The organism is Pseudothauera lacus, from assembly GCF_003034845.1.
In the GTDB taxonomy this organism is placed as follows: domain Bacteria; phylum Pseudomonadota; class Gammaproteobacteria; order Burkholderiales; family Rhodocyclaceae; genus Pseudothauera; species Pseudothauera lacus.
The window spans coordinates 274,688-301,369 of record NZ_PZKC01000002.1 but is presented as its reverse complement, the minus strand read 5'-3'; the positions used below and the strand labels follow the sequence as shown (position 1 = coordinate 301,369).

Annotated in this window: 27 protein-coding genes; 4 read left to right on the top strand and 23 right to left on the bottom strand. The window is 66.2% G+C overall.

What is annotated here, in order from left to right:
• Positions 1 to 6: 6 nt before the first annotated feature.
• From recB to C8261_RS03345, 10 genes are all read right to left on the bottom strand, one after another.
• Positions 7 to 3,696 (bottom strand): exodeoxyribonuclease V subunit beta, encoded by a 3,690-nt coding sequence (gene recB / locus C8261_RS03390; RefSeq protein WP_107492252.1) that lies wholly within the window; start codon positions 3,694 to 3,696, stop codon positions 7 to 9.
• Positions 3,697 to 3,776: 80 nt separating this feature from the next.
• The gene (locus C8261_RS03385) at positions 3,777 to 3,968 is read right to left on the bottom strand and encodes a 2-hydroxymuconate tautomerase (RefSeq protein ID WP_107492251.1); all 192 of its coding nucleotides are present in this window, start codon (positions 3,966 to 3,968) and stop codon (positions 3,777 to 3,779) included.
• A gap of 10 nt (positions 3,969 to 3,978) precedes the next feature.
• Positions 3,979 to 4,767 carry a 2-oxo-3-hexenedioate decarboxylase gene (gene dmpH, locus C8261_RS03380; RefSeq protein ID WP_107492250.1) on the bottom strand — a complete coding sequence of 263 codons (789 nt, stop codon included), beginning with the start codon at positions 4,765 to 4,767 and terminating at the stop codon, positions 3,979 to 3,981.
• Complete coding sequence (dmpG, locus tag C8261_RS03375; protein WP_107492363.1) at positions 4,764 to 5,795, bottom strand: 4-hydroxy-2-oxovalerate aldolase; 1,032 nt, start codon at positions 5,793 to 5,795, stop codon at positions 4,764 to 4,766. Before dmpG ends, dmpH begins: the two co-directional genes overlap by 4 nt.
• Before the next feature lie 10 nt (positions 5,796 to 5,805).
• On the bottom strand, positions 5,806 to 6,708 hold the full coding sequence (locus C8261_RS03370; protein ID WP_107492249.1) for an acetaldehyde dehydrogenase (acetylating): 903 nt from the start codon (positions 6,706 to 6,708) through the stop codon (positions 5,806 to 5,808).
• 19 nt (positions 6,709 to 6,727) lie between these two features.
• Complete coding sequence (dmpE, locus tag C8261_RS03365) at positions 6,728 to 7,510, bottom strand: 2-oxopent-4-enoate hydratase (RefSeq protein ID WP_107492248.1); 783 nt, start codon at positions 7,508 to 7,510, stop codon at positions 6,728 to 6,730.
• Positions 7,511 to 7,512: 2 nt separating this feature from the next.
• Complete coding sequence (locus tag C8261_RS03360; RefSeq protein ID WP_107492247.1) at positions 7,513 to 8,967, bottom strand: 2-hydroxymuconic semialdehyde dehydrogenase; 1,455 nt, start codon at positions 8,965 to 8,967, stop codon at positions 7,513 to 7,515.
• 21 nt (positions 8,968 to 8,988) lie between these two features.
• Complete coding sequence (locus tag C8261_RS03355; protein ID WP_107492246.1) at positions 8,989 to 9,417, bottom strand: GlcG/HbpS family heme-binding protein; 429 nt, start codon at positions 9,415 to 9,417, stop codon at positions 8,989 to 8,991.
• A 3-nt stretch (positions 9,418 to 9,420) separates the two neighbouring features.
• Positions 9,421 to 10,350, bottom strand: coding sequence for a catechol 2,3-dioxygenase (locus C8261_RS03350; protein WP_107492245.1), 930 nt, complete (start codon positions 10,348 to 10,350; stop codon positions 9,421 to 9,423).
• A gap of 16 nt (positions 10,351 to 10,366) precedes the next feature.
• Positions 10,367 to 10,717, bottom strand: coding sequence for a 2Fe-2S iron-sulfur cluster-binding protein (locus C8261_RS03345; RefSeq protein ID WP_107492244.1), 351 nt, complete (start codon positions 10,715 to 10,717; stop codon positions 10,367 to 10,369).
• Positions 10,718 to 10,850: 133 nt separating this feature from the next.
• Between C8261_RS03345 and C8261_RS03340 the strand changes: the two genes are divergently transcribed.
• On the top strand, positions 10,851 to 11,738 hold the full coding sequence (locus tag C8261_RS03340) for a LysR family transcriptional regulator (protein ID WP_107492243.1): 888 nt from the start codon (positions 10,851 to 10,853) through the stop codon (positions 11,736 to 11,738).
• A gap of 59 nt (positions 11,739 to 11,797) precedes the next feature.
• Here C8261_RS03340 and C8261_RS03335 read toward each other — a convergent pair whose 3' ends face one another.
• The 10 genes from C8261_RS03335 to nifH form a co-directional block, all read right to left on the bottom strand.
• Entirely contained in the window at positions 11,798 to 13,426 is a 1,629-nt protein-coding gene (locus C8261_RS03335; RefSeq protein WP_235864817.1) for a methyl-accepting chemotaxis protein, read from the bottom strand.
• A gap of 249 nt (positions 13,427 to 13,675) precedes the next feature.
• The gene (locus tag C8261_RS03330) at positions 13,676 to 14,185 is read right to left on the bottom strand and encodes a DNA-deoxyinosine glycosylase (RefSeq protein WP_107492241.1); all 510 of its coding nucleotides are present in this window, start codon (positions 14,183 to 14,185) and stop codon (positions 13,676 to 13,678) included.
• The gene (gene thpR, locus C8261_RS03325; RefSeq protein ID WP_107492240.1) at positions 14,185 to 14,715 is read right to left on the bottom strand and encodes an RNA 2',3'-cyclic phosphodiesterase; all 531 of its coding nucleotides are present in this window, start codon (positions 14,713 to 14,715) and stop codon (positions 14,185 to 14,187) included. Before thpR ends, C8261_RS03330 begins: the two co-directional genes overlap by 1 nt.
• A gap of 27 nt (positions 14,716 to 14,742) precedes the next feature.
• Positions 14,743 to 15,012 (bottom strand): DUF6129 family protein, encoded by a 270-nt coding sequence (locus tag C8261_RS03320; protein ID WP_107492239.1) that lies wholly within the window; start codon positions 15,010 to 15,012, stop codon positions 14,743 to 14,745.
• Positions 15,009 to 15,737: a dinitrogenase iron-molybdenum cofactor biosynthesis protein gene (locus tag C8261_RS03315; protein WP_107492238.1), complete on the bottom strand. Its 729-nt coding sequence runs from the start codon at positions 15,735 to 15,737 to the stop codon at positions 15,009 to 15,011. Before C8261_RS03315 ends, C8261_RS03320 begins: the two co-directional genes overlap by 4 nt.
• Positions 15,738 to 15,803: 66 nt before the next feature.
• The gene (locus tag C8261_RS03310; protein WP_107492237.1) at positions 15,804 to 16,007 is read right to left on the bottom strand and encodes a 4Fe-4S dicluster domain-containing protein; all 204 of its coding nucleotides are present in this window, start codon (positions 16,005 to 16,007) and stop codon (positions 15,804 to 15,806) included.
• Between the two features lie 18 nt (positions 16,008 to 16,025).
• The gene (nifT, locus tag C8261_RS03305; protein WP_107492236.1) at positions 16,026 to 16,250 is read right to left on the bottom strand and encodes a putative nitrogen fixation protein NifT; all 225 of its coding nucleotides are present in this window, start codon (positions 16,248 to 16,250) and stop codon (positions 16,026 to 16,028) included.
• Between the two features lie 61 nt (positions 16,251 to 16,311).
• Positions 16,312 to 17,880, bottom strand: a complete 1,569-nt coding sequence (gene nifK / locus C8261_RS03300) for a nitrogenase molybdenum-iron protein subunit beta (protein ID WP_107492235.1) — start codon at positions 17,878 to 17,880, stop codon at positions 16,312 to 16,314.
• 105 nt (positions 17,881 to 17,985) lie between these two features.
• Positions 17,986 to 19,461 carry a nitrogenase molybdenum-iron protein alpha chain gene (nifD, locus tag C8261_RS03295; protein ID WP_107492234.1) on the bottom strand — a complete coding sequence of 492 codons (1,476 nt, stop codon included), beginning with the start codon at positions 19,459 to 19,461 and terminating at the stop codon, positions 17,986 to 17,988.
• A 117-nt stretch (positions 19,462 to 19,578) separates the two neighbouring features.
• Entirely contained in the window at positions 19,579 to 20,475 is an 897-nt protein-coding gene (gene nifH / locus C8261_RS03290; protein WP_107492233.1) for a nitrogenase iron protein, read from the bottom strand.
• Between the two features lie 114 nt (positions 20,476 to 20,589).
• Here nifH and C8261_RS03285 point away from each other — a divergent pair, with 114 nt between their 5' ends.
• The gene (locus tag C8261_RS03285) at positions 20,590 to 21,516 is read left to right on the top strand and encodes an NAD(+)--dinitrogen-reductase ADP-D-ribosyltransferase (RefSeq protein WP_107492232.1); all 927 of its coding nucleotides are present in this window, start codon (positions 20,590 to 20,592) and stop codon (positions 21,514 to 21,516) included.
• Positions 21,517 to 21,531: 15 nt separating this feature from the next.
• On the opposite strand, the gene C8261_RS03280 is transcribed toward C8261_RS03285, so the two are convergent.
• The 3 genes from C8261_RS03280 to C8261_RS03270 all read right to left on the bottom strand — a co-directional run bounded on the left by C8261_RS03280 (position 21,532) and on the right by C8261_RS03270 (position 24,975).
• Entirely contained in the window at positions 21,532 to 22,797 is a 1,266-nt protein-coding gene (locus C8261_RS03280) for a GGDEF domain-containing protein (protein WP_107492231.1), read from the bottom strand.
• 143 nt (positions 22,798 to 22,940) lie between these two features.
• A complete protein-coding gene (locus C8261_RS17795) occupies positions 22,941 to 24,440 on the bottom strand; it encodes a methyl-accepting chemotaxis protein (RefSeq protein WP_107492230.1) in 1,500 nt (499 codons plus the stop codon).
• Between the two features lie 10 nt (positions 24,441 to 24,450).
• On the bottom strand, positions 24,451 to 24,975 hold the full coding sequence (locus tag C8261_RS03270; RefSeq protein ID WP_107492229.1) for a PAS domain-containing protein: 525 nt from the start codon (positions 24,973 to 24,975) through the stop codon (positions 24,451 to 24,453).
• Between the two features lie 257 nt (positions 24,976 to 25,232).
• Between C8261_RS03270 and C8261_RS03265 the strand changes: the two genes are divergently transcribed.
• Entirely contained in the window at positions 25,233 to 26,078 is an 846-nt protein-coding gene (locus C8261_RS03265) for an SIR2 family protein (RefSeq protein WP_107492228.1), read from the top strand.
• Positions 26,075 to 26,476: a bacteriohemerythrin gene (locus C8261_RS03260; protein WP_235864816.1), complete on the top strand. Its 402-nt coding sequence runs from the start codon at positions 26,075 to 26,077 to the stop codon at positions 26,474 to 26,476. The genes C8261_RS03265 and C8261_RS03260 overlap by 4 nt, the downstream gene beginning before the upstream one ends.
• Positions 26,477 to 26,682 lie beyond the last annotated feature (206 nt).

Here is a 26,682-nt window from a genome sequence, read left to right as displayed (position 1 = left end):
GCGGGCTCAGACGGCGTCGGCAACGGGCGTGGAGACCGCGCCGACGAGGGCATCGAAGGCGGCGATCACCGCCGCCGCCGGGCGGTGACGCCAGACCCCGGCGGCGGCGCCATCGACGCGCCAGTGCGGGCGCACGCCGCGCACGAAGAGGTAGAGCACGCCGCCGAAATCGCGCTCATAGTCGTAGTCCGGCAGCGCGCGGCGCAGGTGGCGGTGCACGGCGAGGGTGTAGATGAGGTGCTGGAGATGGTAGCCGTGGGCACGCATCGCCGCATCGAGGGCGGGCGCAGCGTAGTCTTCGACTCGATCGCCGAGATGGTTGGACTTCCAGTCCGCCACCCAGTAGCGCCCGTCATGTTCGAAGACCAGATCGATATAGCCCTTCAGGTAGCCCGACAGCGCCGCAAAGCTCAGCTGCGGCATGTCGTAGCCGTGCGTAGCCAGCCAGGCGTTGAGGGCCGCCGCATCGAGCTGCGGGGCCGGCAGGTGGAAGCCCAGCTCGACGCTGCAGCGCGTTGCCGGCACGCTGCCAAGGCGCAGGCCGGGGACGATCTCGGCGGCCAGCACGTCATCCACCATGCCTGCCAGCATGGCCTGCAGGCGGGGTCCGGCCTCGGTTTCGGAGACGCCGGCAAGGCTCTGCGGATGCTCTGCGAGGGCGCGCGCAATGGCACCCGCGCGGCTCTCCGGCGCGGTGAACACGAGGCGCTCGAACACCGCATGGATGCAGTCGCCAGCGGCCGGGCCGCGCGGAAAGCGCAGGATGTCGCTGGCCTCCGGCTGCGCCCCGGCGTCGTCGCGCAGCGCCACCTCCGTGCCGGCATGGGCGTCGTGGTCGCGCGCGGCCTGTTCGTGGCTGGCGCCGAAGATCAGCGCGCTGAAACTGCCGATGCGCCACCCTGCCGGCAGCGGCGGCGGCACCAGGGCCTCCGGCTGCGCCGCACCGACGAACGCCGGCGGCAGTGCCACGGTGTTGCCGGCGGGCAGCGTGGCGATGCTGATCGCGGGCGCGCCGGCGCTGTCCGCCGCGCCTGCCAGCGCCTGCCAGGCGGCCTCGATGTCGGCCACCGCAGGCCTGCCGTCGAACCACGCCCCCGGCGCGCAGCCGCTACCGGCGACCATCCAGTTGAGCAGGCTGCGCGTGCTCTCGCTGTGGCTGTAACCGCGCCCGTGCTGACGGCCGTAGCAACCCACGACCAGGTAGCAGCGATACACCGCGCGGGTCAGCGCAACGTAGATCAGGCGCAGATCCTCGGCAGCGCTTTCGAGGCGGATGCGCGCGGCCACCGCCTGTGCCTCATCGTCATCGAGCTGGCGGCGGGCATCGAGGAACAGGCGGCCGTCCTCGCCATGCCAGGCACGCAGCCCCTCGTCGCCCTCACGCCGCACGTGGCCGTCGAACAGGAAGGGGCAGAACACCACGCCGTACTCCAGCCCCTTGGCGCGGTGGATGGTGACGATGTGGACGAGATTGCGGTCGGATTCGAGGCGCAGTTGGGCGGCCTCGCCGCCGCCTTCGCCGCCACGCCGCGCCGCCAGGGTGCGCAGCAGGGCTTCCGGTGCGGCACTGCCGGCGTCCTGCTGCAACAGCTCGGCCAGATGCATGAGATTGGTCAGGCGGCGCTCGCCATCGGCGCTGCCGAGCAGGCGCGCTGCAACGCCGTCGTCCACCATCCAGCGCCGCAGCATGACGGCAAAACCGCGGCTCAGCCAGATCTCGCGCCAGCGCGCAAAGCGCGCCAGCTCCTCCGGCAGGCGGCGCTCGTCGGCAGCCAGTGCCGCCAGGGTGGCGGCATCGCGCCCCATGGCGACGGTGGCGAGGGCGGCGAGCACACGCGGTGCGCGCCCCGGCTCGGCGATCGCCAGCAGGACGCGTTCGAGCTCTTCGGCCTCGGCGCTGAGATAGACGCTGGCCTGCGCCAGTTCGACGCTGCCCACCCCCAGCGCGCCGAGGGCGCGGCGCATCAGCGCGCCCTGGCGGTGGCTGCGCACCAGCACGGCGATGTCCTGCGGCAGCAGCGCGCGCTCGCCGATGCGCACTTCGCCGCGCCCGGCGCCGTCCAGCAGACGGGCGATCTCCGCGGCGCTGGCGGCGGCGCCGCGTTCAAGCGCCTGCGCCCGGCTGAGGCGGCGTTCGGGGTCATCGGCCGCCGGCGGAAGCTGCCACAGCCGCAGTGCGGCGCCGTCGCTGCTGCCTGCATCGGTCAGCGGCGGACGTTGCCGGCTGCCCGGAGCGACGCGCACGTAGTCCAGGCCGGGGAGCATGAAAAGCGCCGGGTTGGCGGCGAAGAGGCGGTTGCAGGCGTCGATCAGCGCGGGCGCCGAACGCTGGTTGTGGGCCAGCGCGTAACGCGCATCGGCCTCGCTGCGGGCCTGCAGATAGGTGAACAGGTCGGCGCTGCGGAAGCTGTAGATGGCCTGCTTGGGGTCACCGACCAGGAACAGCGTGCCACGCGCCGCAGGACGCTGGTAGATGCTGGAGAAAATCTCCAGTTGAAGCGGATCGGTATCCTGGAATTCATCGATCAGGGCCACCGGATAACGCGCGTGCAGGTCGGCGGCGAGCCACGGCCGGGCGCCGTCGCTGAGGGCCTCGCGGGCGTTCCACAGGATGTCGTCGAAGGCAATCTGGCGGCGGCTGAGCTTGCGCGCGCGCAGGTCAGCGGCGGCCTCGTCGACAAAGGCGCGCAGCAGTTGCTGGCGCGCGCCGTGCACGGCCTCTTCGCAGGCCTCGCGGGCGGTGAGCAGGGTTTGCGCGGCAGCAAAGAAGGGATGCGCGGGCGGGGCCGCGCCGCCGGTAGATTTCTCCGCCAGCATGCTCGCGGCAAGCAGCTGGAGCTTGCGTTCGCGCGCCGGCGGCAGGGGCGCGGCGGGATCGCCACTGGCCAGCCACGCCCGCCACTGACGGGCCGCGGCAAGGATGGCTTCCGGCTTGTAGGTGCTGCGGTGCAGCTTCACCGCGGGGGCCGCCAGTGCCGCCACAGCCTCGTCAACAGCCGCCGCGGGCAGCGCCGCCCAGGCCTCCTCCAGGTCCACCGTCGCACGCTCCAGAGCGTCCGCCGGCACCGCATCCCACAGTGCCTGTGCGCATGGGCGCGCCATGTAGCGCTGCAGCACGCCCGCCCAGCGCTGCGGACAGTCGCCGCGCGCGCCCAGCTCGCGAGCCAGCAGGGCCGGCAGCGCGGCACCGGCGACGCGGCGGCGCCAGAAGTCCTCGGCGACCTCGCGACGCAGCGCGCTGTCGTCCTCGACCAGTTCGAGCGCATAGGGCAGCGCGGCGGCGAACGGAGTGTCGGCCAGCACACGCTGGCAGAAGCCGTGGATGGTGAAGATCGCCGCTTCGTCGAAAACCTGCAGGGCGTGGCGCAGGCGGGCCTGCAAGGCGGCCGGCGTCTGGCCGGCACGTGCCGCGGCGGCGAGCAGGTCGGGCACGAAGGGGTCGGTGCCGCACGCGCCGCCATCGAGCACGCGCAGGGTGTCCACGATGCGCTCGCGGATGCGCGCCGACAGCTCGGCGGTAGCGGCGCGCGTGAAGGTGACCACCAGCACGCGCTCGATGTCGAGCTCGCGCTCGATCAGCAGGCGCAGATAGAGCGCGCAGATGCTCCAGGTCTTGCCGGTACCGGCGGAGGCCTCGATGAGGCGGATGCCGTCGAGCGGGCAGGTGAAGACATCGAGAGGCGCGGCGTCACTCATGGCCGCGATGATAACCCGCCGCACCCGCACTCAGCGGGCGGACGGCCTGCCCCCTGACGGGAGGCCTCTCCTGCTGGCCGTCAGCGGTTCAGATCCGCTGCGGTGACGCCTGCGATCCCCCAGTTCGTCTTCGGTATTTCATGGATCCAGATGCGGATGTTCTCAGCCGGCGCATCGACAGCTTCCTGCAAAGCACGCGTCACCTTCTCGATGACCGCGCGCTTCTGCTCGTCGGTACGCCCTTCCAGCAGGTAGATCTGGGCAATGGGCACGATAATCTCCTTAGATGAACTTGCAGCCGACCGAGCCCAGATCCTGAATTCTCAGGTTGACGTGGTCGCCGCGTTCGACGGCGACGGCTTCGGTAATGCCACCGGACAGGATCAGGCTGCCCGCCGGAATCTCCTCGCCACGCGCACCCAGATGGTTGGCCAGCATGGCCACGGCGGCAGCCGGGTGACCAAGGACGGCAGCGCCGGCGCCGAGGCCGATGAGCTGGCCGTTCCTCTCCATGACCACGCCCAGGGTGCGCAGGTCGACATCGGCAGGATCAGCGATACGGCCACCCACGACAAAGCGTGAGGATGAGCAGTTGTCGGCAACGACACTCTTCAGGTCGAACTTGAAGTCGCGGTAGCGGGAATCGATGATTTCGATACCGGCCATGACGAAATCGGTCGCCGCCAGAACGGCGGCAATGTGGCAACCGGGGCCGCGCAAGGGCGCCTTGGTGACGAAACAGATCTCCGGTTCGACCTTGGGGTGGATCAATTCATCCATCCTCACCTCACCGCCATCCGGCACGACAAAGGTGTCGGCGAGAAAACCGAAAACCGGTGACTCGACGCCCATCTGCTTCATCTTGGCGTGCGAGGTGAGGCCGGCCTTGAGGCCGACGATGCGGGCCCCACGGGCCAGCTTGCGGCGGCGGATCTCGTCCTGGATGGCGTAGGCGTCGTCCCAGTCCATGTCCGGATGCTGGTCGGTGACCTTGAGCGTATCCCGTGCTTCGAGCTCGCAGTCTTCCAGGTGTTCGGCGAGTTGCAGGATGCTGGCCTGATCAAGTTTCATGCGCTTATCCCCCTTTCTTTGGCCATGGTCAGCGCCGCATCCTCGATCATGTCCTCCTGGCCGCCGACCATGCCGCGTTTGCCCAGTTCGACCAGCAGGTCGCGCGCCGAAATGCCGTACTTCTTCTCTGCCCGCTTGGCGAACAGCAGGAAGGAGGAATAGACGCCGGCATACCCCAGCGTCAGCGCATCGCGGTCGATGCGGATCGGGTGATCCATGATCGGCACCACGCGGTCTTCCGCCACATCCTGAATCCTGGCGACATCGACACCGGTCTCGATACCCATCATGTCGCATACGGCGACAAACACTTCCATCGGCGTATTGCCGGCCCCCGCCCCCAGACCGGCGGCGGCGGCATCGATGCGCACGGCACCGGCCTCGACAGCGGCAATGGAGTTGGCAACCCCCATGGCCAGGTTGTGATGGCCGTGGAAACCCAGCTCGGTCTCCGGCTTCAGGGCGGCACGCACGGCGCCGAGCTTCTCCCTGACATCGCCCGGCAGCATGTGGCCGGCCGAGTCGGTGACGTAGATGCAGTTGGCGCCATAGGCTTCCATCAAGCGCGCTTCCTTGACCAGTCGTTCGGCAGAGGCCATGTGGCTCATCATCAGGAAGCCGACGGTGTCCATGTCCATCTTGCGGGCCAGGGTGATGTGCTGTTCGGAGACGTCGGCCTCGGTGCAATGGGTAGCCACGCGTATCGTGCGCACCCCCAGTTCGTGCGCCATCCTGAGGTGGTCGACGGTGCCGATCCCGGGCAGCAGCAGGGCCGAGATCCTGGCTTGCTTCATCAAGGGAATGACGGTGGACAGATATTCCTGATCGGTGTGCGCCGGGAAACCGTAGTTCACCGAAGACCCCCCCAGACCATCGCCGTGGGTGACTTCGATCAGCGGCACACCCGCTTCGTCCAGGCCGGTGGCGATGCTGCGCATCTGATCCAGGGTCATCAGGTGACGCTTGGGGTGCATGCCGTCCCGCAGGGTCATGTCGTGGACGGTGATTTTCTTGCCGTGCAGATTCATGGTCATTTCCTTACTGGAGCGTCACTGCACCCTTGATGAGTTCTTCGGCAAACATCTCCGCTGTGCGGGCGGCGGCGGCCGTCATGATGTCCAGATTGCCGGCATAGGTCGGCAGGAAATCGCCCAGGCCTTTCACCTCCAGGAAGACGGAGACACGGTTGCCATCGATCACCGGCCCGTTGACCAGGCGGTAGCCGGGCACGTACTTCTGCACCTCCTTGATCATGTCGTGCACCGAATCCATGATCTCCTGTGCCTTGGGCGTTTCCTCGGTCAGGCAGTGGACCGTGTCGCGCATGATCAGCGGCGGTTCGGCCGGGTTGATGATGATGATCGCCTTGCCCTGCTTTGCTCCGCCAACCTTCTCGACAGCGCTGGCGGTGGTACGGGTGAATTCGTCGATATTCTTGCGCGTGCCGGGACCGGCCGATTTCGACGAGACGGTGGCGACGATCTCACCGTATTTCACCGCCTGCACGCGCGAAATCGCGTAGATCATGGGAATGGTCGCCTGACCGCCGCAGGTGACCATATTGACGTTCATCTCGCGCTGACCGATGTGCTGCTGGAGATTGACCGGCGGCACGCAGTACGGGCCGATGGCCGCCGGCGTGAGGTCGATCATCATCACCCCGCGCTCGTTCAGCCGACGCGAGTTTTCGGCGTGCACGTAGGCAGAAGTGGCATCGAAGGCAATCTGGATGCCGTCGGCTTCGACGTGCGGCAGCAAGCCGTCGACACCCTGGTCAGTGGTCTTCAGACCGAGCTCGCGCGCCCGCTGCAGGCCTTCCGAGCTGGGGTCGATGCCAACCATCCAGACCGGTTCCAGGAGCGGACTGCGCTTGAGTTTGTAAAGCAGGTCGGTGCCGATGTTGCCGGGGCCGATCAGTGCGCACTTGATTTTCTTGGACATGAACTTCCCTTGCCTGGAGTCAGATGAAGCGCACCGAGCAGCCACCGATGCCGCCGATGGTGCAACGCAGGTTGTCGCCGGCCTGGACCGGGATCATTGGCCCCAGGGAGCCGGACAGCACGATCTCGCCGGCCTTCAGGGGAATGCCCAGGGTGCCGAGCATGTTGGCCAGCCAGACGACGGCGTTGACCGGATTGCCGAGCGTGGCCGCCCCGGCGCCGGTGCAGGCGATCTCGCCGTTCTTTTCCAGGACCATGCCGCAGGTGGCCAGATCGACGCGGCGCGGATCGACCAGGCGGTCACCGAGCACGAAGACACCGCAGGAAGCGTTGTCGGCGACGGTATCCTGGATCTTGATCTTCCAGTCACGGATGCGGCTGTCGACGATCTCGAAGCAGGTGATGACGCCTTCGGTTGCAGCCAGCACGTCGGCAGCCGTGATTCCCGGGCCCATCAGGTCGCGTTTCATGACAAAGGCAATCTCGCCTTCGGCCTTGGGCTGGATCAGCCGCTCCATGGGCACCGCCTCACCTTCGCTGAAGCTCATGCTGTCGAGCATGTAGCCGAAGTCGGGCTGGTGCACACCGAGCAGGTTCATGACCGCTGCGCTGGTCACACCGATCTTCTTGCCGACGACCCGTTCGCCCTGCTCCAGCCGGCGCGCGATCATGCGCTGCTGAATGTGATAGGCGTCGTCGACGCTGATATCCGGGAAGCGCGTGGTCAGCGGCTCGACGGCCTGGCCGGAGGTCAGTGCCGCGAAGAGCTCGTCGCCAAGAGTGAGGATGAGTGACTTGTCCATGGTCAGAGCTTGATGCAGATGTTCTTGAGTTCGGTGTAGAACTCCAGTGAATGAACGCCGCCTTCACGGCCGATACCGGACTGCTTGGCACCGCCGAAGGGGGTACGCAGATCACGCAGGAACCAGCTGTTGACCCAGGCAATGCCGACCTCGACCCTGCCGGCAACACGGTGGGCCCGCGCCAGATCGGTGGTCCAGATGGCGGTCGCCAGGCCATAGACGTTGTCGTTGGCGCGCCGAATGACCTCTTCTTCGCTGTCGAAGGGCGCAACATGGCAGCAGGGGCCGAATACCTCTTCGCGGCAGACCGAGGCTTCGTCGGACAGCCCGGTCCAGATCGTCGGCTGCACCCAGCAGCCGTCAGCCAGATCGCCCGGCATGTCCGGTACGCCGCCACCGGTGACGATGGTGGCGCCTTCGGCCCTGGCCTTGGCATAGTAGGAAAGCACCTTGTCCTGGTGCTCGCGGGAAATCAGCGGCCCCAGGCCGGTGGTAGGATCCGCCGGCGCGCCGAGCTTCATGCTTTCCGCACCCTTCTTCAGCGCTGCGACGAACTTGTCGAAGATCGGCCGTTCGACATAGACGCGCTCGGTGCCGAGGCAGACCTGCCCGCAGTTGGCGAAGCAGGAGCGCAGCGTGCCCTCGACGGCAGCGTCGAAGTCGCAATCGGCAAAGACGATGGCGGCGTTCTTGCCCCCCATTTCCAGGGAAACCGGGCGGGCACCTTCGGCGGCGGCCTTCATGATGGCGGCGCCGGTACGGGTTTCGCCGGTGAAGGTGATGGCGTTGACACCGGGGTGGGTGGTGAGGAATTCCCCCGCCGAATCGGGGCCAAAGCCGTGCACCACGTTGTATACGCCATTCGGCACACCAACGGCGTTCATGACTTCACCAAGCAGGGTCGCCGTCTGCGGCGTTTCCTCGGAAGGCTTGACCACCACCGTATTGCCACAGGCCAGCGCCGGACCGACCTTCCAGGTCATCAGCAACAGCGGCAGATTCCACGGGCAGACGACCGCCACCACACCGACCGGCCGACGGATGGCGTAGTTGATGGCACCGTGCCCATCCGGCGTGGACATCTCGAAGCACTCGCTGGCCACGTTCTTCACCGTGTCGGCAAAGACCTTGAAATTGGCCGCGCCGCGCGGGATATCGATGTGCCGCGCCAGACTCATCGGCTTGCCGGTGTCGGCGCACTCCGCTTCAAGAAATTCGTCGAAGCGGCGGTTGATCTCGTTGGCAACGCCGTACAGCAGATCGACACGCTCATTGACGGCGAGCTTGCCCCAGGGCCCGGCCAACGCAGCCCGGGCCGCCTGCACGGCGGCATCGACTTCGGACCGTCCCGCTTCGGCAACACTGGCAATGATGTGGTTGTTCAACGGCGAACGCTTGTCGAAGCGCCGACTGCCGCCGACGTAGGCACCGTCGATGAAATTGTCAATCTGCTTCATGCTGCTCCTCATTCAGAACTGTCATGCGGCGAGGCCGATGGCCACCAGTCCTGCCCTGGCGCATTCCTCGTCTTCGCTTTCCGATGCGCCGGAAACCCCGATACCGCCAATCCAGTCGTCGCCCATGCCTATCGGCAAGCCTCCGCCAAAGACGATCAGGCGCGGCTGGCTGGAGAAACCGAGCTTCATGCCCTCGTCGTGACCGACGGCGCCCATCCACGCCTTGGTCGGAAAACCAAAGCTGGCTGAGGTGTAGGCCTTGTCGATGGCCAGGTCGATGGAATGCAGAAAGGCGCCCGGCATGCGCAGGAAAGCCATCAGACTGCCGCTGCGATCAACCACTGCAACGTTGATCTTCCAGCCCTTGGACTCGGCGTGGCGTACTGCGGCTTGCGCCGCAGCAGAGGCCGCTGCCCAGGTAATGCCAGGCGTTGTCGACGCGACTTCCATTGCTCAGGTCACCACCGACAGGAACGCGTCGTTGAGCTTGCGGTCGTGATAGAAGATGCCGCGACCGACTTCGTCGACGGTCCACTTGATCGGCTGCCAGTCCGGGTAGGACGAGTAGCCGCCGCAGTAGGTCTCGAAACGGTTGCCGGATGGATCGAAGGCATAGATGGTGGTGCCGCGGGTAATGCCGTGGCGGGTGGGGCCCATGTCGATGGTGACCTTGTTCATGGTCATGATGTCGGCGGCCCGCAGCACGCGCTCCCAGCTTTCGAGCTGGAAGGCGACGTGGTGCACCTTGCCCGGCTCAGGATGGCGAACGAAGGCGAGGTCGTGTGCCTTGGTGGCGCAGGACAGCCAGATGGCCAGATCGGTCGTATCGTCTTCCAGCACCACATGCTCGACCAGGTAGAAGCCGAGCACATCTTCGAAGATCTTCTGCGATTTCTCGATATCAGGTCCGTAGAGCAGGATGTGGTCCATGCGGATCGGCGCAATGCCCTTCTCGGCCAGTGCGGTCCAGGCTTCCGGGTTGACGTAGGGCAAGCCGTTGCCGACATCCTTCTTCTCGGCATAGAGCTCGATCAGGTGCCCGCTGGGAATCTCGAAGCGCACGCGCTCGCCGGTTTCGAGCATTTCGCCGGCCGGAATGCGCTCGGTGCTGACGCCGTAGGCGCGCAGATCGGCTTCGAACTTGTCGAGCGATGCCTTGCTGTCGACCTTGAAGGCGTAGAAATCCAGGCCAGCCTTGTCAGCCTGACGGATGATGAAGCTGTTGTGGTCACGTTCGTCCCAGGTCTTGAAATAGACCCGGTTCTGCGCATCACGGCCGGTCTCGACGAGGCCGAGTACGTCGCCGTAGAACTTGACGCTTTCTTCCAGATCCAGCACCCGCATCTGCACGTGGCCCGGACGCAATACTCCAGTCAATGCCATTTCCTTACCTCCTCCTTCAGAGTTTTTTTGACGACGGGTTGGCTGTTCCCGATGCCGCAGTCTCACAGCAAAGGCTCTTGCCCATCTTGCCCAGCACCTTCAGCCGCAAGTCGCTGGTGGGCCAGATTCTGCAGGCCAGGACGCGATCACTGGCTTCATCCTCTGCGCTGATGTGCGCACGGCTCATCACGCGTTTTTCGTAGGTTCCTGCGGTCACCTGAATCTTGCAGACACCACAGCCGCCGCCGTGACAGCCGACCGGAATGTGCTTGCGACCAAGTGCCGCCATGCCCGCCAGCACCGTCTGCAGACCTGACTGCAGATAGCTTTCGCACGTATCCTCGATGGTGATCCGGTGCTTGTCCAAGTCCTTGTCTCCCGAACGACTTGATGCCGTTTCTTGCCGTAACCGACCAAGGCGAACCTTACGAGCCTCACGCCATGCCGTCTAATTCCTAATTTGCATGGATTGATACCTGACAGGTATCATCAGACACACCATGGAACTGCGCCACCTGCGGTACTTCGTCGCCCTCGCCGAGGAGCTGAACTTCGGCCGGGCAGCAGCGCGCCTGCACATCTCCCAGCCGCCGCTGACCCGTCAGATTCAGCAACTGGAAGAGATCATCGGCGCCCGCCTCTTCCTGCGCAGCACCCGCGGCGTTGAGCTGACTACTGCAGGAAAGACCTTGCTGGCGGAGGCGCAACGCATCCTCGGGATGGTCAAGGTCGCCGAGGAGCGCACCGGCAAGGCAGCACGCGGGCAGATCGGCAGGCTGGATGTCGGCATTTTCGGATCAGCGATCCTCAACCACATCCCCCGCCTGTTGCTGGAGTTCCGCAATCAGTATCCGGAAGTCGAGATTGCGCTCTATCCGATGACCAAGGCCGAGCAGACGGAAGCACTGCGAGCACACCAGATCACGGTCGGCTTCAACCGCCATGTACCGACGGAGCCCGACATCGTGGTCGAAACCGTCCATTTCGAGCCGCTGGTGATCGCCCTCAATCGCAAGCATCCGCTGGCACGACAGAAGTCCATCCGCATTACAGAGATCGTCGACGAGCCACTGATCCTCTATCCACGCAACACGCGAGTCAGCTTTGCCCACGATGTGCTGAACCTGATCCGGAGCGCTGGTGGAGTGCCGAACGTGGTCCAGGAAGTCACCGATGTGGTCACGGCGATAGCCCTGGTGGCAAGCGGCTTCGGCATCTGCGTCACGCCGCAGGCGGCGAGCAGCCTGAAACTGCCGGGGGTCATCTACCGGCAGATCAAGGCCGACCCGCCGCCCGGTATCGAACTGGCCTGCCTCTATCGCCGCAACGATGAATCGCCAATCCTTGGCGCATTTCTCGACATCATGCGCCGCTTGCCGCCGGCCTGAGCACGCTTTCGCCGCCGCCTCCGGCAGGCGGAACACCGCGCCGCCGGGCAGCGGGCGCCTCAGTAGCGGAAGCGCGCCACCAGGTCGCCGAGGTCGCGCGCCACGCGCTCCAGGCTGTGCGCCGATTCGGCGGTCTGCTGCATCGACGCGCTGGTCTCCTCGACCATCTGCGCGATGCTCTCGACCTGCTGGGCGATGGCGTTGCTCGCCGCGCTCTGCTCGCGCGTGGCCAGCGCCACGTCACGGATGCGCGACAGCGTGGTGCTGGCCCCGTCGCGGATGTCGCGCAGCGACTGCGCCGCTTCCTGGGCCAGTTCAACGCCGCGTTCGACCTGCGGCAGGGCCTGGTCCATGGTGCCCACCGCGCTGCTGGTGTCACCCTGGATGGCGCCGATCATGCCGCCGATCTCCTCGGTGGCCGCCGAGGTGCGCTCGGCGAGCTTCCTGACCTCGTCGGCGACCACGGCGAAGCCACGGCCCTGTTCGCCGGCACGCGCCGCCTCGATGGCGGCGTTGAGGGCAAGCAGATTGGTCTGCGCGGCGATTTCCTTGATCACCCCGGCGATCGAGGAGATCTCGTTGGTGCGCGCTTCGAGCGAGCGGATCTTGTCCGCGGCGGTCGACACCGTGCCGGCGATGCGCTGCATCTCGTCGGTCGCCGTGGCAACCTTCTGCTCACCCCCCTCGGCCATATGCGCTGCTGCCGAGGAGTTGTCCTCGGTGTCGCGGGCGGAATCCGAGATGTGGTTGATCGACACCGTCATCTGTTCGATCGCCGCCGCCATCGACGAGGTCGAGTCGGCCTGCCGGCTGGAGGCCACCGCCACCTGCCCGGAGGCGTGCGAGATGCTCTCCGCGGTGTCCTTCAGGGTCTGCGCGCCGCTGGCGATCTGAGCGACGATCTCGCGCAGCGAGCGCAGCATGCGCGACAGGCCGCCGAGCATGCTGTCGGGCGCCGCGGCGTGCACGTCCACGGTCAGGTCGCCAGCCGCCGCGCGCTCCATGATCGCCAGCGCCTCGGCCGGCTCGCCGCCGATCTGGCGCAGCACCGAACGCGCGATCAGCACGCCGAGGCCGACGATGATCACCATGATCACGCCGCTGATGGCCAGGTCGACGCTGAGACGGGCGACAAAGGCGGTCTTGACGTCATCGACGTACACCCCGGTGCCGATCACCCAGTTCCACGGCCTGAAGGTGGCAACGTACTGCAGCTTGTCCACCGCCGCGGTGGTCCCGGGGCGCGGGAAGGAGGTATCGACGAAGCCGGCGCCGGCGCTGTTGGCTACCGCAAGGATGTCGCGGATGGTGTAACGCCCCTGGCCGTCCTTGATCTCGGCAGTCATGTTGCGCCCGGCCCACTCCGGACGGATGGGGTGCATCACCGAGGCCCCGTCGGTAGACCAGATGTAGACATACTCGGCCTTGCCGTCGGCACCGCCAAAGCGCATGTCGTGCATCGCGCGCTTGACCAGCTCCTGTGCCTCGCGCTCGCTGAGTTCACCGGCGGCGGCGCGCGCATGGTAGGCGGCAGCAATCTGCAGGGAGGACTCGACCACCGATTTGATCTGCAGCTTGCGCGCATCCATCAGATCGCCGCGCACGGCGATGGCACCGAGGGTGATGACGGTACTCAGGCCGAGAAAGGCGGCCAGCACCAGAAGGACGATCTTCGTCCTCAGCTTCATTGCATCCAGCATGATGACTCTCCCTGACAAGCGAAATTACGGTGGGCGCATTCTCTGGGCGCCTTCCACTCACTTCACGCCATCGGGAGCGGCCTCATGGACCCCGGCTGACAGCGACACAGCCCCCGCCTGCGGCGGAGGATTGCGATGATCCGTTTACGGATGCATTTTTTCCAACTTTAGTTGAACCACATTAAGTTTGAAAGCGCGCCGCAATTCCCGTATGTCATTAACCGGAACGAGTCCTTTTTACTCCCCCAGATCGCGCTCCAGAGCGCGCCAGGCGGCGATCTTGGCGGCCAGGGAGAGGCCGGCGTGGGCGGGGCTGGTGGACGGCAGGCGCAGCGCCGGATAATCCGCCCACTCGCCTTGCGGAAGAACGCTCCGGCGATAGCTGGCTGCGGCTGCCGCGCCGTTGAAATAGAGCCGCCGGATGCGCGGATGGACGGCGAAGAAGGCACGAAAATCGTTCGCCACCATGGTCGCCGTGTCGATGTCGGCATCCAGACTGCCGGGACGCACGCAGGAGCTCAGCACGTCCCACACCGCCACCCCGGCAGCGTCGAGGGCGGCAACGCGAGTGCCGTAGTCGGCCTGCGCGGCAAAGCCGAGCAGTTCCCCCATGATGGGCCAGAAGGCATTGCGCGGATGGGCGTAGTACTCGCCGGCCTTGAGCGAGGCCTGCCCCGGCATGCTGCCGAGAATGAGGATGCGCGCCTGCGCGGTGGCGATGGGCGGGAAACCGAAGATGCGTGTCATCAGTCGCCCCGGAGCGCGCAGGGGTAACGGCGCAGTATCTGGTAGCTGCCATCCGCGGCGGAAGCCACGAGCACGTACCCGCTCACTGGCCAGCGCAATGCGGGCTCCTGTGCGGGCGGACGGGCGCCGGCGCAACGTCGCGCAAGGGTCAGATGGGGACGGAAGGGGCGCGCTTCCACCGCCGCGCCAGCCGCTTCCAGGGCCGCGGCGAGGCTGGCATGGAGTTCGCCGAGGGCGCTATCGGCAGCGCACGGCTCCAGCACCGCGAGGCCGCCGGACCACGGCACGGCGCGGCCAAGAGTGAGGGTGAAGGGCCTGCAGGGTACGGCCAGCGCATCGGCCAGCGCGTCCACCCGCGCCTGCGGCCAGGCGCCGATGAAGTGCAAGGTGAGGTGGAGCTTGTCGGTGCGTACCCGCCGCGCCGCAGGCGGCCAGCTCCAGGCGTCGCGATGGCGTGCTAGAGCCGTGCGCAGGCGCTGCCCTGGCCACAGGGCGAGAAAGAGGCGGCAGTGCGGGGCGGACGTACTCACCCCGGCGATTCTATGCCATGCGCGCCTTCAGTCGTCGGGCGCGCACTCGGCCAGCACCAGCCCGATGGCGGTCTGCGGATCGCTGCTCAGCGCCAGGCAGTGCTCGCCCCCGGCGATGTAGTAGAGCGCCCAGCCCTCACCGCTGGCGGCAGGCTTGAGGCGCGGCGGCACGTCGTCATCGGCGCAGGCCACGAAGCGCAGCGCCGGCCATTGCTGGCGCAGCGCGGCGAGGCCGGCCTCGCCATGGCCGAGACGGGCGATCAGCGCGCAGGCCTCGGCAACGATCCCGGCGTTCATGCTTCGGCCTCGGCCTCGGCCCCGGGCACGAAGCGCGCCAGCGACTGTGCCTCGCGGCCCAGGGCACGCGCCAGCCACGGCGGCGGGCTGCCGAGCACGCGCTGCAGTTGCGCGAGTACCTCGCGCGCCGCCCCGCCGGCGGGAAATTTCACCGGATGGACACCGGCACGGACCACCTTGGCGGCGGCCGGACCGCCGACCGACTGCACGTACACCAGCTGACAGCCGGCGAGCAGTTCGGCACGGGCGGCGTTGCGGTCTTCGGCGCCGTCGGCCTCCAGCGTTGAGCGCACGCCGGTGAGCCAGATGCCGTCTTCGGCGACGCGGTAGATGAGGAAACGGTTGCACGAGCCGAAATGGCCATCGAGCTGTTCACCGCTGTTGGAAGCCACCGCCACGGTCAGCGCGCCGGCGCCCTGCGGCACGTCGCTGTCGGGCAGCGGCGCGTCGTCGGCGAGGCCCTCGCCCCACAGGTAGCGTACGGCGCTCTTCAGCACGCTGCCTTCGACCCCCGGGTCGACAATCTCGTCGCCCTGCAGCATGGCCTTGAGATCGGCCACGGTCATGCGCGCGAGCTTCTCGTCAGTGACCGGCAGGCCGAGACGTTCACCGAGCGCATGGACGAAGGCGGCGACATTGACGCCGGGCAGGGTGCGCGCGGCCATGGCGATGCGCAGCGCGGTTTCGCGCGAGACCGGGCTGCCGTTGGGTACGGGGGCGTTCATGGCGGGGCTCTCCAGGGTATGCGGGGCGCCACGGCGACGGCTGCCGCCGCAGCGCCGGGGTCCGGCTCAGGCTGCGAGCGGGACGATGGTGCTGTCGGTTCCCGGGCACACTGCAACGCACTGGGGCTCGTCGAACTCGCCCTCGCACTCGGTACAGGAATCCGGGTTGATCTTGAAGATGCCGCCCTTGTCGGTGATCGACTTGGTCGGGCATACCGGCTTGCAGTCCCCACAGGAGGTGCATTCGGATTGCAGGATCTTGAGCGCCATGATGTTTCTCCTAGCGTGTCATTCCGGGGCGTCGACGCGCTTCGCCCGCACCGAGATCGGCAGCTTGGGCGGTGCATCCATCGGGTCGACGTAGTAGGTACCGCCGTTGGCCAGCTTCAGCTCGCCCCCCCACTTGTCGGCCTGGTCGAATTCGATCGAGACGATGTTGTCTTCCAGGTCGCGCTTGGGCAGGTAGAACGACAGCCCGCCCTCGGCGGTCTTGCGGATCATGATGTTGGCCATGTGAACTCCTTGGACGGGCGCCGCCCCCTTTGCGGGGGCGGCGCCGCGCAACGGCCGCTGTTCAGCGGACGAGGTCGTAGTTGAAGTCGGTGGTCCCCATGCCGCGGGTCTCGTCGTCGAGCTTCTCGAGCACGGCGTTGACCAGGGTGGTGAGGATGTACATCGCGCCCTCGTAGCCCAGGGTGGTCATGCGGTGCAGGTGGTGACGGTCGAAGATCGGGAAGCCGAGGCGGATCAGCGGCACTTCGAACTGCGGGCCCTTGTGGGCGGTGTCGCGCTGGATGTACTTGCCGTAGGAGTTGCCGATGAGGAAATCGGGCTTCTCGGTGAAGCACAGGCTGCGCAGGTGCCACAGGTCGTTGCCGACATACACCTTGGCCTTGGCGCCGTAGGGGCTGGAGGCCAGCAGCTTGTCCATCGCCTTGCCCCAGCGCTTGTTGGCGTTGTTGGAGAGCACGTGCAGCGGCTCGGCGCCGAGTTCGAGCAGGAACTGGGTCATGCCCATGACGAAGTCCGGATCGCCGTAGAGGGCGAACTTCTTGCCGTGCAGCCAGGTGTGGCTGTCCTGCATCATGTCCATCAGGCGGCCGCGCTCCAGTTCCAGCGAAGCGGGGATTTCCTTGCCGGTGATCTCGGAGACCTTCATCAGGAACTCGTCGGTCCAGGCCAGGCCCATCGGGATGTTGAGCTTGGGCACCTCGTGGTTCCAGGTGTTTTCGACGAACTTCTTCGTCTTTTCCAGCTGCCACGGCTGCAGCAGGATGGTGTTGAACGCGTTGGGGGCGTCCTTCACCTCATCCATCGTGGTGCCACCGGCGTACATGCGGTATTCGCCGTCCGACGGGGTGTCGAGCACCTCGGTGGGGTTGGAGAGGATGCTCGCCTCGACGCCCATCTCCTTCATCATGCGGGCGATGACGCGGTAGTTGCCCAGGTAGGTCTCGAAGCCCGGCACGAAGTTGAGCTTGCCGTTCTGCCCCGGGGCCTTGCCTTCCATGGTGTTGAGGGTGAAGTAGCGCGCAATGCCCTCGAACATGTTGTCCCAGCCGGTAGTGTGGCTGCCGACGAAGGACGGGGTGTGGGCGAAGGGCACCGGGTAGTCCTGGGCGATGTGACCTTCCTTCTTCGAGTTGTTGATGAAGGCGTTGAGGTCGTCACCGATGACTTCGGCCATGCAGGTGGTGCTCACCGCGATCATCTCGGGCTTGTAGAGCGCCTTGGCGTTCTCCAGACCGTCGAACATGTTCTTCTGGCCACCGAACACCGCCGCATCTTCGGTCATGGAGTCGGACACGCAGGCGATCGGCTCCTTGAAATGGCGGTTGAAGTAGGTGCGGAAGTAGGCCACGCAGCCCTGCGAGCCATGCACGTAGGGCAGGGTCTTCTCGAAGCCCAGCGCGCACAGCACCGCGCCCAGCGGCTGGCAGGCCTTGGCGGGGTTGATGGTGAGCGCTTCGCGGGCGAAGTTGAGCTCCTGGTATTCCTTGGTGGTGGTCCACTCGAAGGTTTCGGCGATCTTGTCGTCGGGCACCTTCTCTTCGAACAGGTCCTGCTTGTTCTTCAGCGACTCCTTGTAGTCGTCATCGCGGAACAGCGGGTAGCAGGGCTTGATGTCGTCAACGATCTGCATTTGAGGCTCCTTGGCCTGCGCCACTCATCCGTGGACGCGGGCATGAGGTTGATTCCTTGCGGCGGGTGCCGTCTTGGGGCCGGCACCCGCCTGATGGCTATGAGCTCAGGCGGCGGCCTTCACTTCGTCGGCGTCGGCGCTCTTCTTCCACGGCGGGGTCTGCTTGCCCCAGCACGGGTTGTTGAGCGTCATGTCCATGTCGCGCGCGAAGATCGCGAAGCCGTCATAACCGTGGTAGGGGCCGGAGTAGTCCCAGCTGTGCATCTGGCGGAAGGGGATGCCCATCTTCTGGAAGATGTACTTTTCCTTGATGCCGGAGCCGACCAGGTCGGGCTTGATGCGCTTGACGAACTCTTCCAGCTCGAAGCCGGTGACGTCGTCATACAGCAGCGTGGCGTTGCCCATTTCCTTGATGGTGCGGTCGTAGTCATCGCCGTGGGCGAATTCGTAACCGGTACCGACCACTTCCATGCCGAGGTCTTCGTACGCACCGATGACGTGGCGGGGACGCAGGCCGCCGACGTAGAGCATGACCTTCTTGCCCTGCAGGCGCGGCTTGTACTTGTCGATGACGGCCTGCATCATCGGCTTGTACTTGGCGATCACCGCCTCGCACTTCTCCTTGATGGAGTCGTCGAAGAAGGCAGCGATGCGGCGCAGGCTTTCCTCGATCTTGGTCGGGCCGAAGAAGTTGTACTCCATCCAGGGGATGCCGTACTTCTCTTCCATGTGGCGGCTGATGTAGTTCATCGAGCGGTAGCAGTGCAGCAGGTTCAGCTTCGCCTTCGGGGTGTTTTCCATTTCGGCGATGGTGCCGTCACCGGACCACTGGGCGATCACGCGCAGGCCCATCTCTTCGAGGAAGATGCGCGAAGCCCAGGCGTCGCCGCCGATGTTGTAGTCGCCGATGATGGTGACGTCGTAGGGGGTGGATTCGAAGTGCTGGCCGTCGCGGTTGGACAGCACCCAGTCACGGATGGCGTCGTTGGCGATGTGGTGGCCGAGCGACTGCGACACGCCGCGGAAGCCTTCGCAGCGCACCGGCACGACGACCTTGTTCATTTCCTTCGCAGCCTTCTTGGAGACGGCCTCGATGTCGTCGCCGATCAGACCGATCGGGCACTCGGACTGCACCGAGATGCCCTTGTGCAGCGGGAACAGTTGCTCGATCTCCTGCATGATCTTGGCGAGCTTCTTGTCACCGCCGAAGACGATGTCCTTCTCCTGGAAGTCGGAGGTGAAGTTGATCTCGGCAAAGGTATTCACGCCAGTGGCGCCGACGTAGTAGTTGCGACGGCCGCCGCGCGAATACTGACCGCAGCCGACCGGGCCGTGGGAGATGTGGATCATGTCCTTGACCGGACCCCACACCACGCCGCGCGAACCGGCATAGGCACAGCCACGGATGGTCATCACGCCCGGCTGCGACTTGCGGTTGGAGGTGATGCACTTCTTCGACTGTTCGATCGACTGGTCATTGACCGCCAGGTGCTTGGCGCGGTCCTTCTTGGCCTTCTCGGGATAAACCTCGAGAACCTCCTGGATCAGGCTCTCGGTTTCTTCACGGGTGAGCGTAGACATCCTGCTTCTCCTGTCCATGCCGACACCAATCCGTGCACGGCATGCTTAGGTTTGCTCGATACCCGGCGGCAACACGCGGCGCGCGCGCCGCCGGGCGGGTTTCGCCCTGGCGGACGATCAGGCGGCAGCGGCTTCGGCGGCGAGCTCGGCGGCGGTCTTGCCGACGATGGACTCGTCTTCCACTTCCATGATGCCGAACTCCATCAGCAGCTCTTCGAGTTCGTCCATGGTGCAAGGCGTCGGGATCACGAACTTGGTGTTCTCGATGATCTTCTTCGCCAGCATGCGGTACTCGTCGGCCTGCTTGGCCTTGGGGTCGTACTCGATGACGGTCATGCGGCGGATCTCGGCGTGCTGCACGACGTTGTCGCGCGGCACGAAGTGGATCATCTGGGTGCCCAGCTTCTCGGCCAGGGCGATGATCAGCTCGTCTTCGCGGTCGGTGTTGCGGCTGTTGCAGATCAGGCCGGCCAGACGCACACCACCCGAGTTGGCGTACTTCACGATGCCCTTGGAGATGTTGTTGGCAGCGTACATGGCCATCATCTCGCCGGAGCACACGATGTAGATTTCCTGCGCCTTGTTCTCGCGGATGGGCATGGCGAAACCGCCACAGACCACGTCACCGAGCACGTCGTAGAAGACGAAGTCGAGGTCTTCGTCGTAGGCGCCTTCCTCTTCGAGGAAGTTGATCGCGGTGATCACGCCACGGCCGGCGCAGCCCACGCCGGGTTCCGGGCCACCGGACTCGACGCACTTGACGCCACCGAAACCGACGGACATCACGTCCTCGAGTTCGAGGTCTTCCACGCTGCCGGCTTCAGCGGCGAGTTCCATGACCGAGTTCTGCGCCTTGCTGTGCAGGATCAGGCGGGTGGAGTCGGCCTTCGGGTCGCAGCCGACGATCATCACCTTCTTGCCGGCTTCAGCGAGCGCGGCGACCAGGTTCTGGGTGGTGGTGGACTTGCCGATGCCACCCTTGCCATAGATGGCGGCTTGACGAAGTTTTGCCATGATGCGTTACTCCTTGTCGAAACGGGATTCGGTAATCGATCGTGTAGCACTGGACCACGACCCCCATTCCGCAAGGACTGTGCCAATCCCGCAAGAACTCGCCAAGCCATTGAAATGCCAGAACTTCTACCCCAAGCGCCGGCCTCCGGCAGCAAGCCCGCGTACGACAACACCCCTACAATTTGTAGGGCCACGGACATTGACCCGGTACGCGCGCGCCTGAGCGCCCCGGCGACCCTGCGCCTGCCCGTCAATCGCTGCAACCTGCCCGCCGAAGCCCTCGCCAGTCTGGCCTTCCAGCTCTCCCCGGTGGCCCTGGAGGTGGATGGCGTGCGGCCGCTGCACGGCCCCTTGTTCGATTGTCTGTCGCTTGTCGAAGATGCGACAGAGCGCGCCGCGCTGTTCCAGCGCCACATGTGTGCGCACTTCCTGCTCGACGACGCCCCCGCCCAGGGGCTCAGCAGCGCCGCCCGCATCGACCGCAGCCGGCTGGACTACCTGCGCCTGCTGCGCGGCTGGCTGTTCGACTCCGAGGGGCGCGAGGGCGCGGTGCTGAAGAGCTGGGTGGAGTCGCGCTTCGGCCTGCTGACCAGCTTCCACCGCCGCCCCCTGGGCGACGGCGACTGCCCGGCGCGGCGGGATTTCGAGCGTGAACGCGCGCTCGGCCTGTATGCCACCGGCGCACTGGAGGCACAGATCGACCTGCTGTACACCTACGCCCAGCACGAACTGACCCGCCGCCACCGCGGCGCCAGCCACCTTACCCTGTACCGCGGCATCAGCGGACGCGACGCGCTGCCCGTCCTCGACACCCTGGCCGACGGTCACGTGCTGGTACTGCTCAACAACCTCAGTTCATTTTCCGCCAGCCGCGAGCGCGCCGACGAGTTCGGCGACCGCGTACTCGAATGCGCAGTGCCGCTCACCAAGATCCTGGCCTTCTCCCATCTCCTCCCCGGGCGCCTGCAGGGCGAGGACGAGCACCTCGTCATCGGCGGCGTCTGTGCCGCACGCTGGCTGCCCGCGGGCAGTGTGCGCTGAACAGCGCTGCCGCCCTCACACCACGCAGTTGCGCCCCTTGTTCTTGGCCATGTAGAGACGGCTGTCGGCCTCGCGCAGGATGTCGCGCACCACCTCGGCATCGATGAAGGGGTAGCTGCCCGGATGCACCTCCAGCACCCCGAAGCTGGCGCTCAGGGCAATCTCCTGGCCATCGTGGCGCAACGGCGCGGCGACCAGATCGGCGCGCATGCGCTCGGCCAGGCCCAGGCCCTGTTCGCGGGAGGACGACGGCAGGACGATGAGGAATTCCTCGCCGCCGTGGCGGAAGATGAGGTCCGACTGGCGCAGCCGGGCGCGCGCCAGCTCGGCAAAGTGGCGCAGCGCCTCGTCGCCGGCGAGATGGCCGTAGGTATCGTTGACGACCTTGAAGTGGTCGAGGTCGCACATCACCACGCAGAAGGTCAGCTCGGTGGCGCGGGCGATCTCGAGCTGGTTGATCAGCACCTTGTCGAGCGAGCGGCGCGACAGCAGGCCGGTGAGCGGATCCTTGTTGTAGCTGCTCATGATGACGATGTTGTTGATCAGGGCGATCTCGTTGCCGAGGTCGAGCGAGATCAGCTCCGCGCGCTTGAGCAGCGCGTACAGATGGCGGTTGCGGCGGCGCTCGCCGATGCTCGCCGCCAGTTCGCCGAGGAGGCCGTGCAGGTCGGCATGCAGCGCGGCGACTTCATGGCGATGGCTGCGGTCGCGGATCAGCAGGCTGCCCTCGCTGTGCAGCCAGCGCCCGAAGCCGCATTGCGTGGGATCGCGTTCGGGCAGCTCGGCAGCATTGTTGCCGGCAACCGCGGCGAGGACGGCCTGCATCCAGCGCAGATGGGCCTCGAAATGGACCAGCAGGTTCTTGTCGCTGAGGCCGTCGATATGCGCCAGGCGCAGGTGGTTGCGACGCGCCAGCACGGGCAGGTAGTGATCCACGTAGAGCCCCGCGCAACGCTCCTCGAGAATGTCGAAGGCGCCCTGCACGGCGCGGATGGTAGCGACCTCGCCGGCGTCGATGGCGGTCTTCAGGGCTGCGCCGCGCAGGCAGGCGAGCTCGTAGGAAAACAGCACGAAGGGCACCTTCTCGGCCACCAGTTCGGCCACCACCGCGTTGCAGCGGCCGTCCTCCACACCGCCAGCGAGCATGTGCTCGACACAATCGACGAGGCGGCGGTGACGGGCCGGCAAGGCCTCGCCGTGCACGCCGATGGCTTCGAGGACCTGCAGGAACTCGTCACAAAGCTGCGCCGCGGGCTCTCCGCGTGCTTCTTCCAAAGTCATAGCGTGCATCCGTTGCGGGCCCGCTCCCCTTGTGAGGGACGATCCCGAAAGCATCCGAAAGCACTATCTTACCCTATTGATTTTCCGCCGTTTTATTGCGTCACCGAAGTTTGCCTGCCAGCTCCCCGCCGACTGCGCTGCAATCACCGCCGGCCGTGCTTCTCGGCCACCATCGCGGCAATCGCGGCGAGCACCTGCTGGCTGGCCGCCTCGGCTTCGCGCATGCGCTGCACCATGCGCTCGCACACCGCGGGATCGTTCTCCCAGTCTTGGCCGAGCAGTTCCAGCACTTCGTGGACGCGCGCGTGCACCTGCTCGTTGGGCTTGGCCATGCGCGCATAGGCGGAGGTGGCGGCAAAGCGCTCGCGCCCCTTGCCATCGCCGTACCAGCGCCCCAGTTCGGCCTCGGCGGCGCCCTGCGCGGCCACCGCGGCCTCGGCGCCGTCGCCCCCCCGTTCGATCGCCATGTAGGCGTTCTGCAGGTAGAGCACGTGGTCGAGCTTGGCCAAGGACGCATTGGAGAGATCCTTGGCGCGATCGAGCAAGGCCAGGGTGCGCTCGGAGGACTCCGCAAAGACCGCAAAGCGGTTGCGGAACTCGGTGACGCGCGCAGCGGCGGCGGTCGACACCTCGCTGGCCTGCCCGGTCTGGCCGACCATCTGCTCGACACGCTGGCGCAGCCCTTCGATGATGCCGCTGACCTCGCCGGCGGCGTTCTTGGTGCGTTCGGCGAGCTTGCGCACCTCGTCGGCAACCACCGCAAAGCCGCGCCCGTGCTCACCGGCACGCGCCGCCTCGATGGCGGCGTTGAGGGCCAGCAGGTTGGTCTGGTCGGAGATCTCGGCAATGATCAGGATGGTGCGGTCGATGTGGCGGCTGGCTTCGCCGAGTTCCTCGGCTGCGCCGCGCATCTCGCTCATGCGGGAACCGATGCCTTCCAGTGCGCTGCCGATGGCCTCGGTGGTCTGGCGGCTGTCGCGCGCCGCGCTGAGGTTGGCGTCGGCAATGCCGGTGACCTCGTCCATTTCGCGCGCCACCTCGCTGAGATCGGCCTGATTGCCCTGCAGCTTGCCGAGCAACTGGCCCATGTTGATCTCGTGCATCCCCGATCCGAGGCGATTGCGGGCAATGTAGTGGGCGTTGTCCTGCATTGCCCGCAGGGCCTGGTTGACGCTCTGCAGCGACTCCGAGAACTGCCCCGGCATGCCGGCATCGAGGGCATGGCGGTGATACTCGCCGCGCCCGGCGCGGGCGAAGCAGGTGGACACTTCCTTGAAGTAGGTCTCCACCAGATCGAGCATCTCGTTCAGCTCCCAGGCCACCTGCCCCACCTCCCCGAGCCTGGCGGTACGGGTGATGCGCATGTGCAGACGGCCGCGGCGCGCCTCGGCAAGCACCGCACGCATGTAGGCAAGCGTGCGCAGGGGGCGGGCGAACTGGCGCGACGCATACACCGCAAAGGCCAGTGAGAGCAGCGGAAACACCACATGGGTGTAGTTGAAGCCGCTGCGCACCGCCTCCACCACCGCCATCGCCGTGGTGATGGCGCAGAACACCCCGCACAGCACGGTGAAGCGGCGTCCGAGGAAGAGCGCGTGATGGCTCTGGTGATGGTGATGATTCAGATCAATGCCGTGTGGCATGACACACTCCTCAGCCCAGTTGCAGGGCCAGTACGTGGCGTTCGTAGTCGGTTCCGGCCAGGCGCGCGGCCAGCAGCGCGCGCGAAGCCTCGATGGCACGCGCCGGCCCGGCCTTGCGCTCTGCCGCGAGCATTTCCGCATAAAGGGCCTGCATGGCCTTCACCCCCGCAGCAGCGGGGCGGCGGCGCACCGAGAAGAAGCCCACCACCTTGCCTCCCGGTTCGCGATCCGGTGTGACGTTGGCGAACACCCAGTAGTGATCGCCATTGGCGGTAAGGTTCTTGACGAAGCCGAAGAACTCGCGCCCGCCCTGCAAGGTTTCCCACATCAGGTGATACACCCCGCGCGGCATCTCCGGGTGGCGCACGATGTTGTGCTGCACGCCGAGCAGATCGGGTTCGGCATAGTCGGATATCTGCATGAACGCCCGGTTGGCATAGGTGATGCGCCCGCTGAGGTCGGTCTTGGTGACGATCTGCTGCGTGGCATCGAGCTCGATCTCGCGCCCGGTGGGCACGATCTGGCGATTCTTCATGGCTGCGCTCCGTATGGCCCCGAGAAGCCGGAAAGCCGTTTGACCAGCCGGTTAACGACTGTCGAAAGCGATAATTTAGCCCCAGAATGGGCATTGTCACAAAGACAACAAGCCGGCCACGCCCCGCCCACATCCCACCTGCGCACCGCGCCCGCTTGCCAGCATTGGCGGCACTGCGCGCATGGCACCGTTCTTGCACCGGAAGCAGGGATACGTTCTCGCACCTCTCTCCGGCCATCGCCCTACAGGACACGCCCATGGATGCCAAGCTCGCCGAAATCCGCACCGCCCTCGCCAGCGGCACCGTCGCACCCTTCATCGGCGCCGACGCCCTCGCCACCGTCACCCACGGCGCCGACGGCCGCAAGATCCCGGCCACCAGCGACGAACTCATCCTCGCCCTCAACAACGGCCAGCCGATGGCACCGCGGTTGATGTACGAATTCCCGCGTGCGGCGATGAACGTCGAGCTCAAGCGTGGGCGCAGCGCGGTCAACCGCTTCATGGAGCAGACCTACGGCGACACCGCCTGGCAGGAAGCACCGCTGCACCGCTGGCTGGCCGGGCTGGAACTGCCCTACCTCATCGACCTCAACCGCGATACCGGCCTGCAGAAACTCTACGCCAGCCGCCCGCACACCCTCATCGTCGGCACCGCGCGCATCGCCAGCGGCCTGCGCTACAAACTCTACCGCCACGACGGCCAGGCCTACGGTCCCGCCGTCGCCGACGACGCCATCGATCCCGCCGCCGCGGTGCTCTTCAAGCCCTGTGGCACGCCGTGGCCGGAACCAAGCTGGATCGCCTCCGACGCCGACTACGTCGATTACATCACCGAGCTGATGGGCGGCTTTGCCATCCCCCCCTTCCTCAAGGAGCGCCGCAAGGGGCTGCGCTACCTGGTTGCCGGCACCCGCCTCAACCGCGACACCGTGCGCATGATCCTCGCCGAGTTCATCTTCGGCGCCGCCCAGCCCGCCGGCTGGGTGATGATCGCCGAACCCAACGACAAGGAGCGCCGCTTCTGTGCCCGCCTCGGGCTCGAACTGGTCGAGGCCGACGTGCACGAGCTCGCCGGGCTGGCGGAAGCCGCTGCGGCGTGAAACCCGCCGCAATCGCCTTCGATGACGCCCGCCACACCCTCGGTGTGGCGGAGATGGACGCCACCCACCGCGCCTTCGTCACCCTCGCCGCTGCCCTTGCCGAGGCCGACAACGCCACCTTCCCGACACTCTACGGCGAACTGCTTGCCCACACCCGCGAGCACTTCGCCGCCGAGGACGCGCGCATGCGCGCCACCCGCTTCCCGGCCATCGGCGAACACCTCAACGAACACCAGCGCGTGATCGGCGAACTCACCGCCTTCAACCGCTCCGTACAGGCCGGCCGCCTGCAACTGGCGCGCGCCTACGTGCGCGAAAGCCTGCCGGGCTGGTTCGATCTCCATCTGGCGACCATGGACGCCGCGCTGGCGGCACATCTGAGGCGGACCGGCGCCTGAGACCTGTGCGCACGCAACGGCGCAGCGCATTGATAGGCCCTTCGGCGTAACCGTTTGCGGCGCCTGAGGCATCGCCCTGCCGCCCGTCGACAGACACGCGTTCATCGCAAACCTCCCAAAATGGGCAGTCTCGTACCGCATACGGCCTCAACAGAGCGCCCTGCAGGCGACATCAGGTAGGCGAGTTGCACTATCATTCGTCGTAA

Coding starts and splice junctions, on each gene's coding strand:
- C8261_RS03370 (WP_107492249.1), bottom strand. CDS start 6,708: ATGTCCAAGAAAATCAAGTGCGCACTGATCGGCCCCGGCAACATCGGC.
- C8261_RS03330 (WP_107492241.1), bottom strand. CDS start 14,185: ATGACACGCATCTTCGGTTTCCCGCCCATCGCCACCGCGCAGGCGCGC.
- C8261_RS03320 (WP_107492239.1), bottom strand. CDS start 15,012: ATGAACGCCGGGATCGTTGCCGAGGCCTGCGCGCTGATCGCCCGTCTC.
- C8261_RS03340 (WP_107492243.1), top strand. CDS start 10,851: ATGGAACTGCGCCACCTGCGGTACTTCGTCGCCCTCGCCGAGGAGCTG.
- C8261_RS03355 (WP_107492246.1), bottom strand. CDS start 9,417: ATGGAAGTCGCGTCGACAACGCCTGGCATTACCTGGGCAGCGGCCTCT.
- C8261_RS03265 (WP_107492228.1), top strand. CDS start 25,233: ATGGATGCCAAGCTCGCCGAAATCCGCACCGCCCTCGCCAGCGGCACC.
- C8261_RS03315 (WP_107492238.1), bottom strand. CDS start 15,737: ATGAACGCCCCCGTACCCAACGGCAGCCCGGTCTCGCGCGAAACCGCG.
- C8261_RS03285 (WP_107492232.1), top strand. CDS start 20,590: ATGCCAGAACTTCTACCCCAAGCGCCGGCCTCCGGCAGCAAGCCCGCG.
- nifH (WP_107492233.1), bottom strand. CDS start 20,475: ATGGCAAAACTTCGTCAAGCCGCCATCTATGGCAAGGGTGGCATCGGC.
- C8261_RS03360 (WP_107492247.1), bottom strand. CDS start 8,967: ATGAAGCAGATTGACAATTTCATCGACGGTGCCTACGTCGGCGGCAGT.
- nifK (WP_107492235.1), bottom strand. CDS start 17,880: ATGCAGATCGTTGACGACATCAAGCCCTGCTACCCGCTGTTCCGCGAT.
- C8261_RS17795 (WP_107492230.1), bottom strand. CDS start 24,440: ATGCCACACGGCATTGATCTGAATCATCACCATCACCAGAGCCATCAC.
- dmpE (WP_107492248.1), bottom strand. CDS start 7,510: ATGGACAAGTCACTCATCCTCACTCTTGGCGACGAGCTCTTCGCGGCA.
- dmpH (WP_107492250.1), bottom strand. CDS start 4,767: ATGAAACTTGATCAGGCCAGCATCCTGCAACTCGCCGAACACCTGGAA.
- nifT (WP_107492236.1), bottom strand. CDS start 16,250: ATGGCCAACATCATGATCCGCAAGACCGCCGAGGGCGGGCTGTCGTTC.
- C8261_RS03270 (WP_107492229.1), bottom strand. CDS start 24,975: ATGAAGAATCGCCAGATCGTGCCCACCGGGCGCGAGATCGAGCTCGAT.
- C8261_RS03350 (WP_107492245.1), bottom strand. CDS start 10,350: ATGGCATTGACTGGAGTATTGCGTCCGGGCCACGTGCAGATGCGGGTG.
- C8261_RS03280 (WP_107492231.1), bottom strand. CDS start 22,797: ATGACTTTGGAAGAAGCACGCGGAGAGCCCGCGGCGCAGCTTTGTGAC.
- nifD (WP_107492234.1), bottom strand. CDS start 19,461: ATGTCTACGCTCACCCGTGAAGAAACCGAGAGCCTGATCCAGGAGGTT.
- C8261_RS03335 (WP_235864817.1), bottom strand. CDS start 13,426: ATGAAGCTGAGGACGAAGATCGTCCTTCTGGTGCTGGCCGCCTTTCTC.
- dmpG (WP_107492363.1), bottom strand. CDS start 5,795: ATGAATCTGCACGGCAAGAAAATCACCGTCCACGACATGACCCTGCGG.
- recB (WP_107492252.1), bottom strand. CDS start 3,696: ATGAGTGACGCCGCGCCTCTCGATGTCTTCACCTGCCCGCTCGACGGC.
- C8261_RS03310 (WP_107492237.1), bottom strand. CDS start 16,007: ATGGCGCTCAAGATCCTGCAATCCGAATGCACCTCCTGTGGGGACTGC.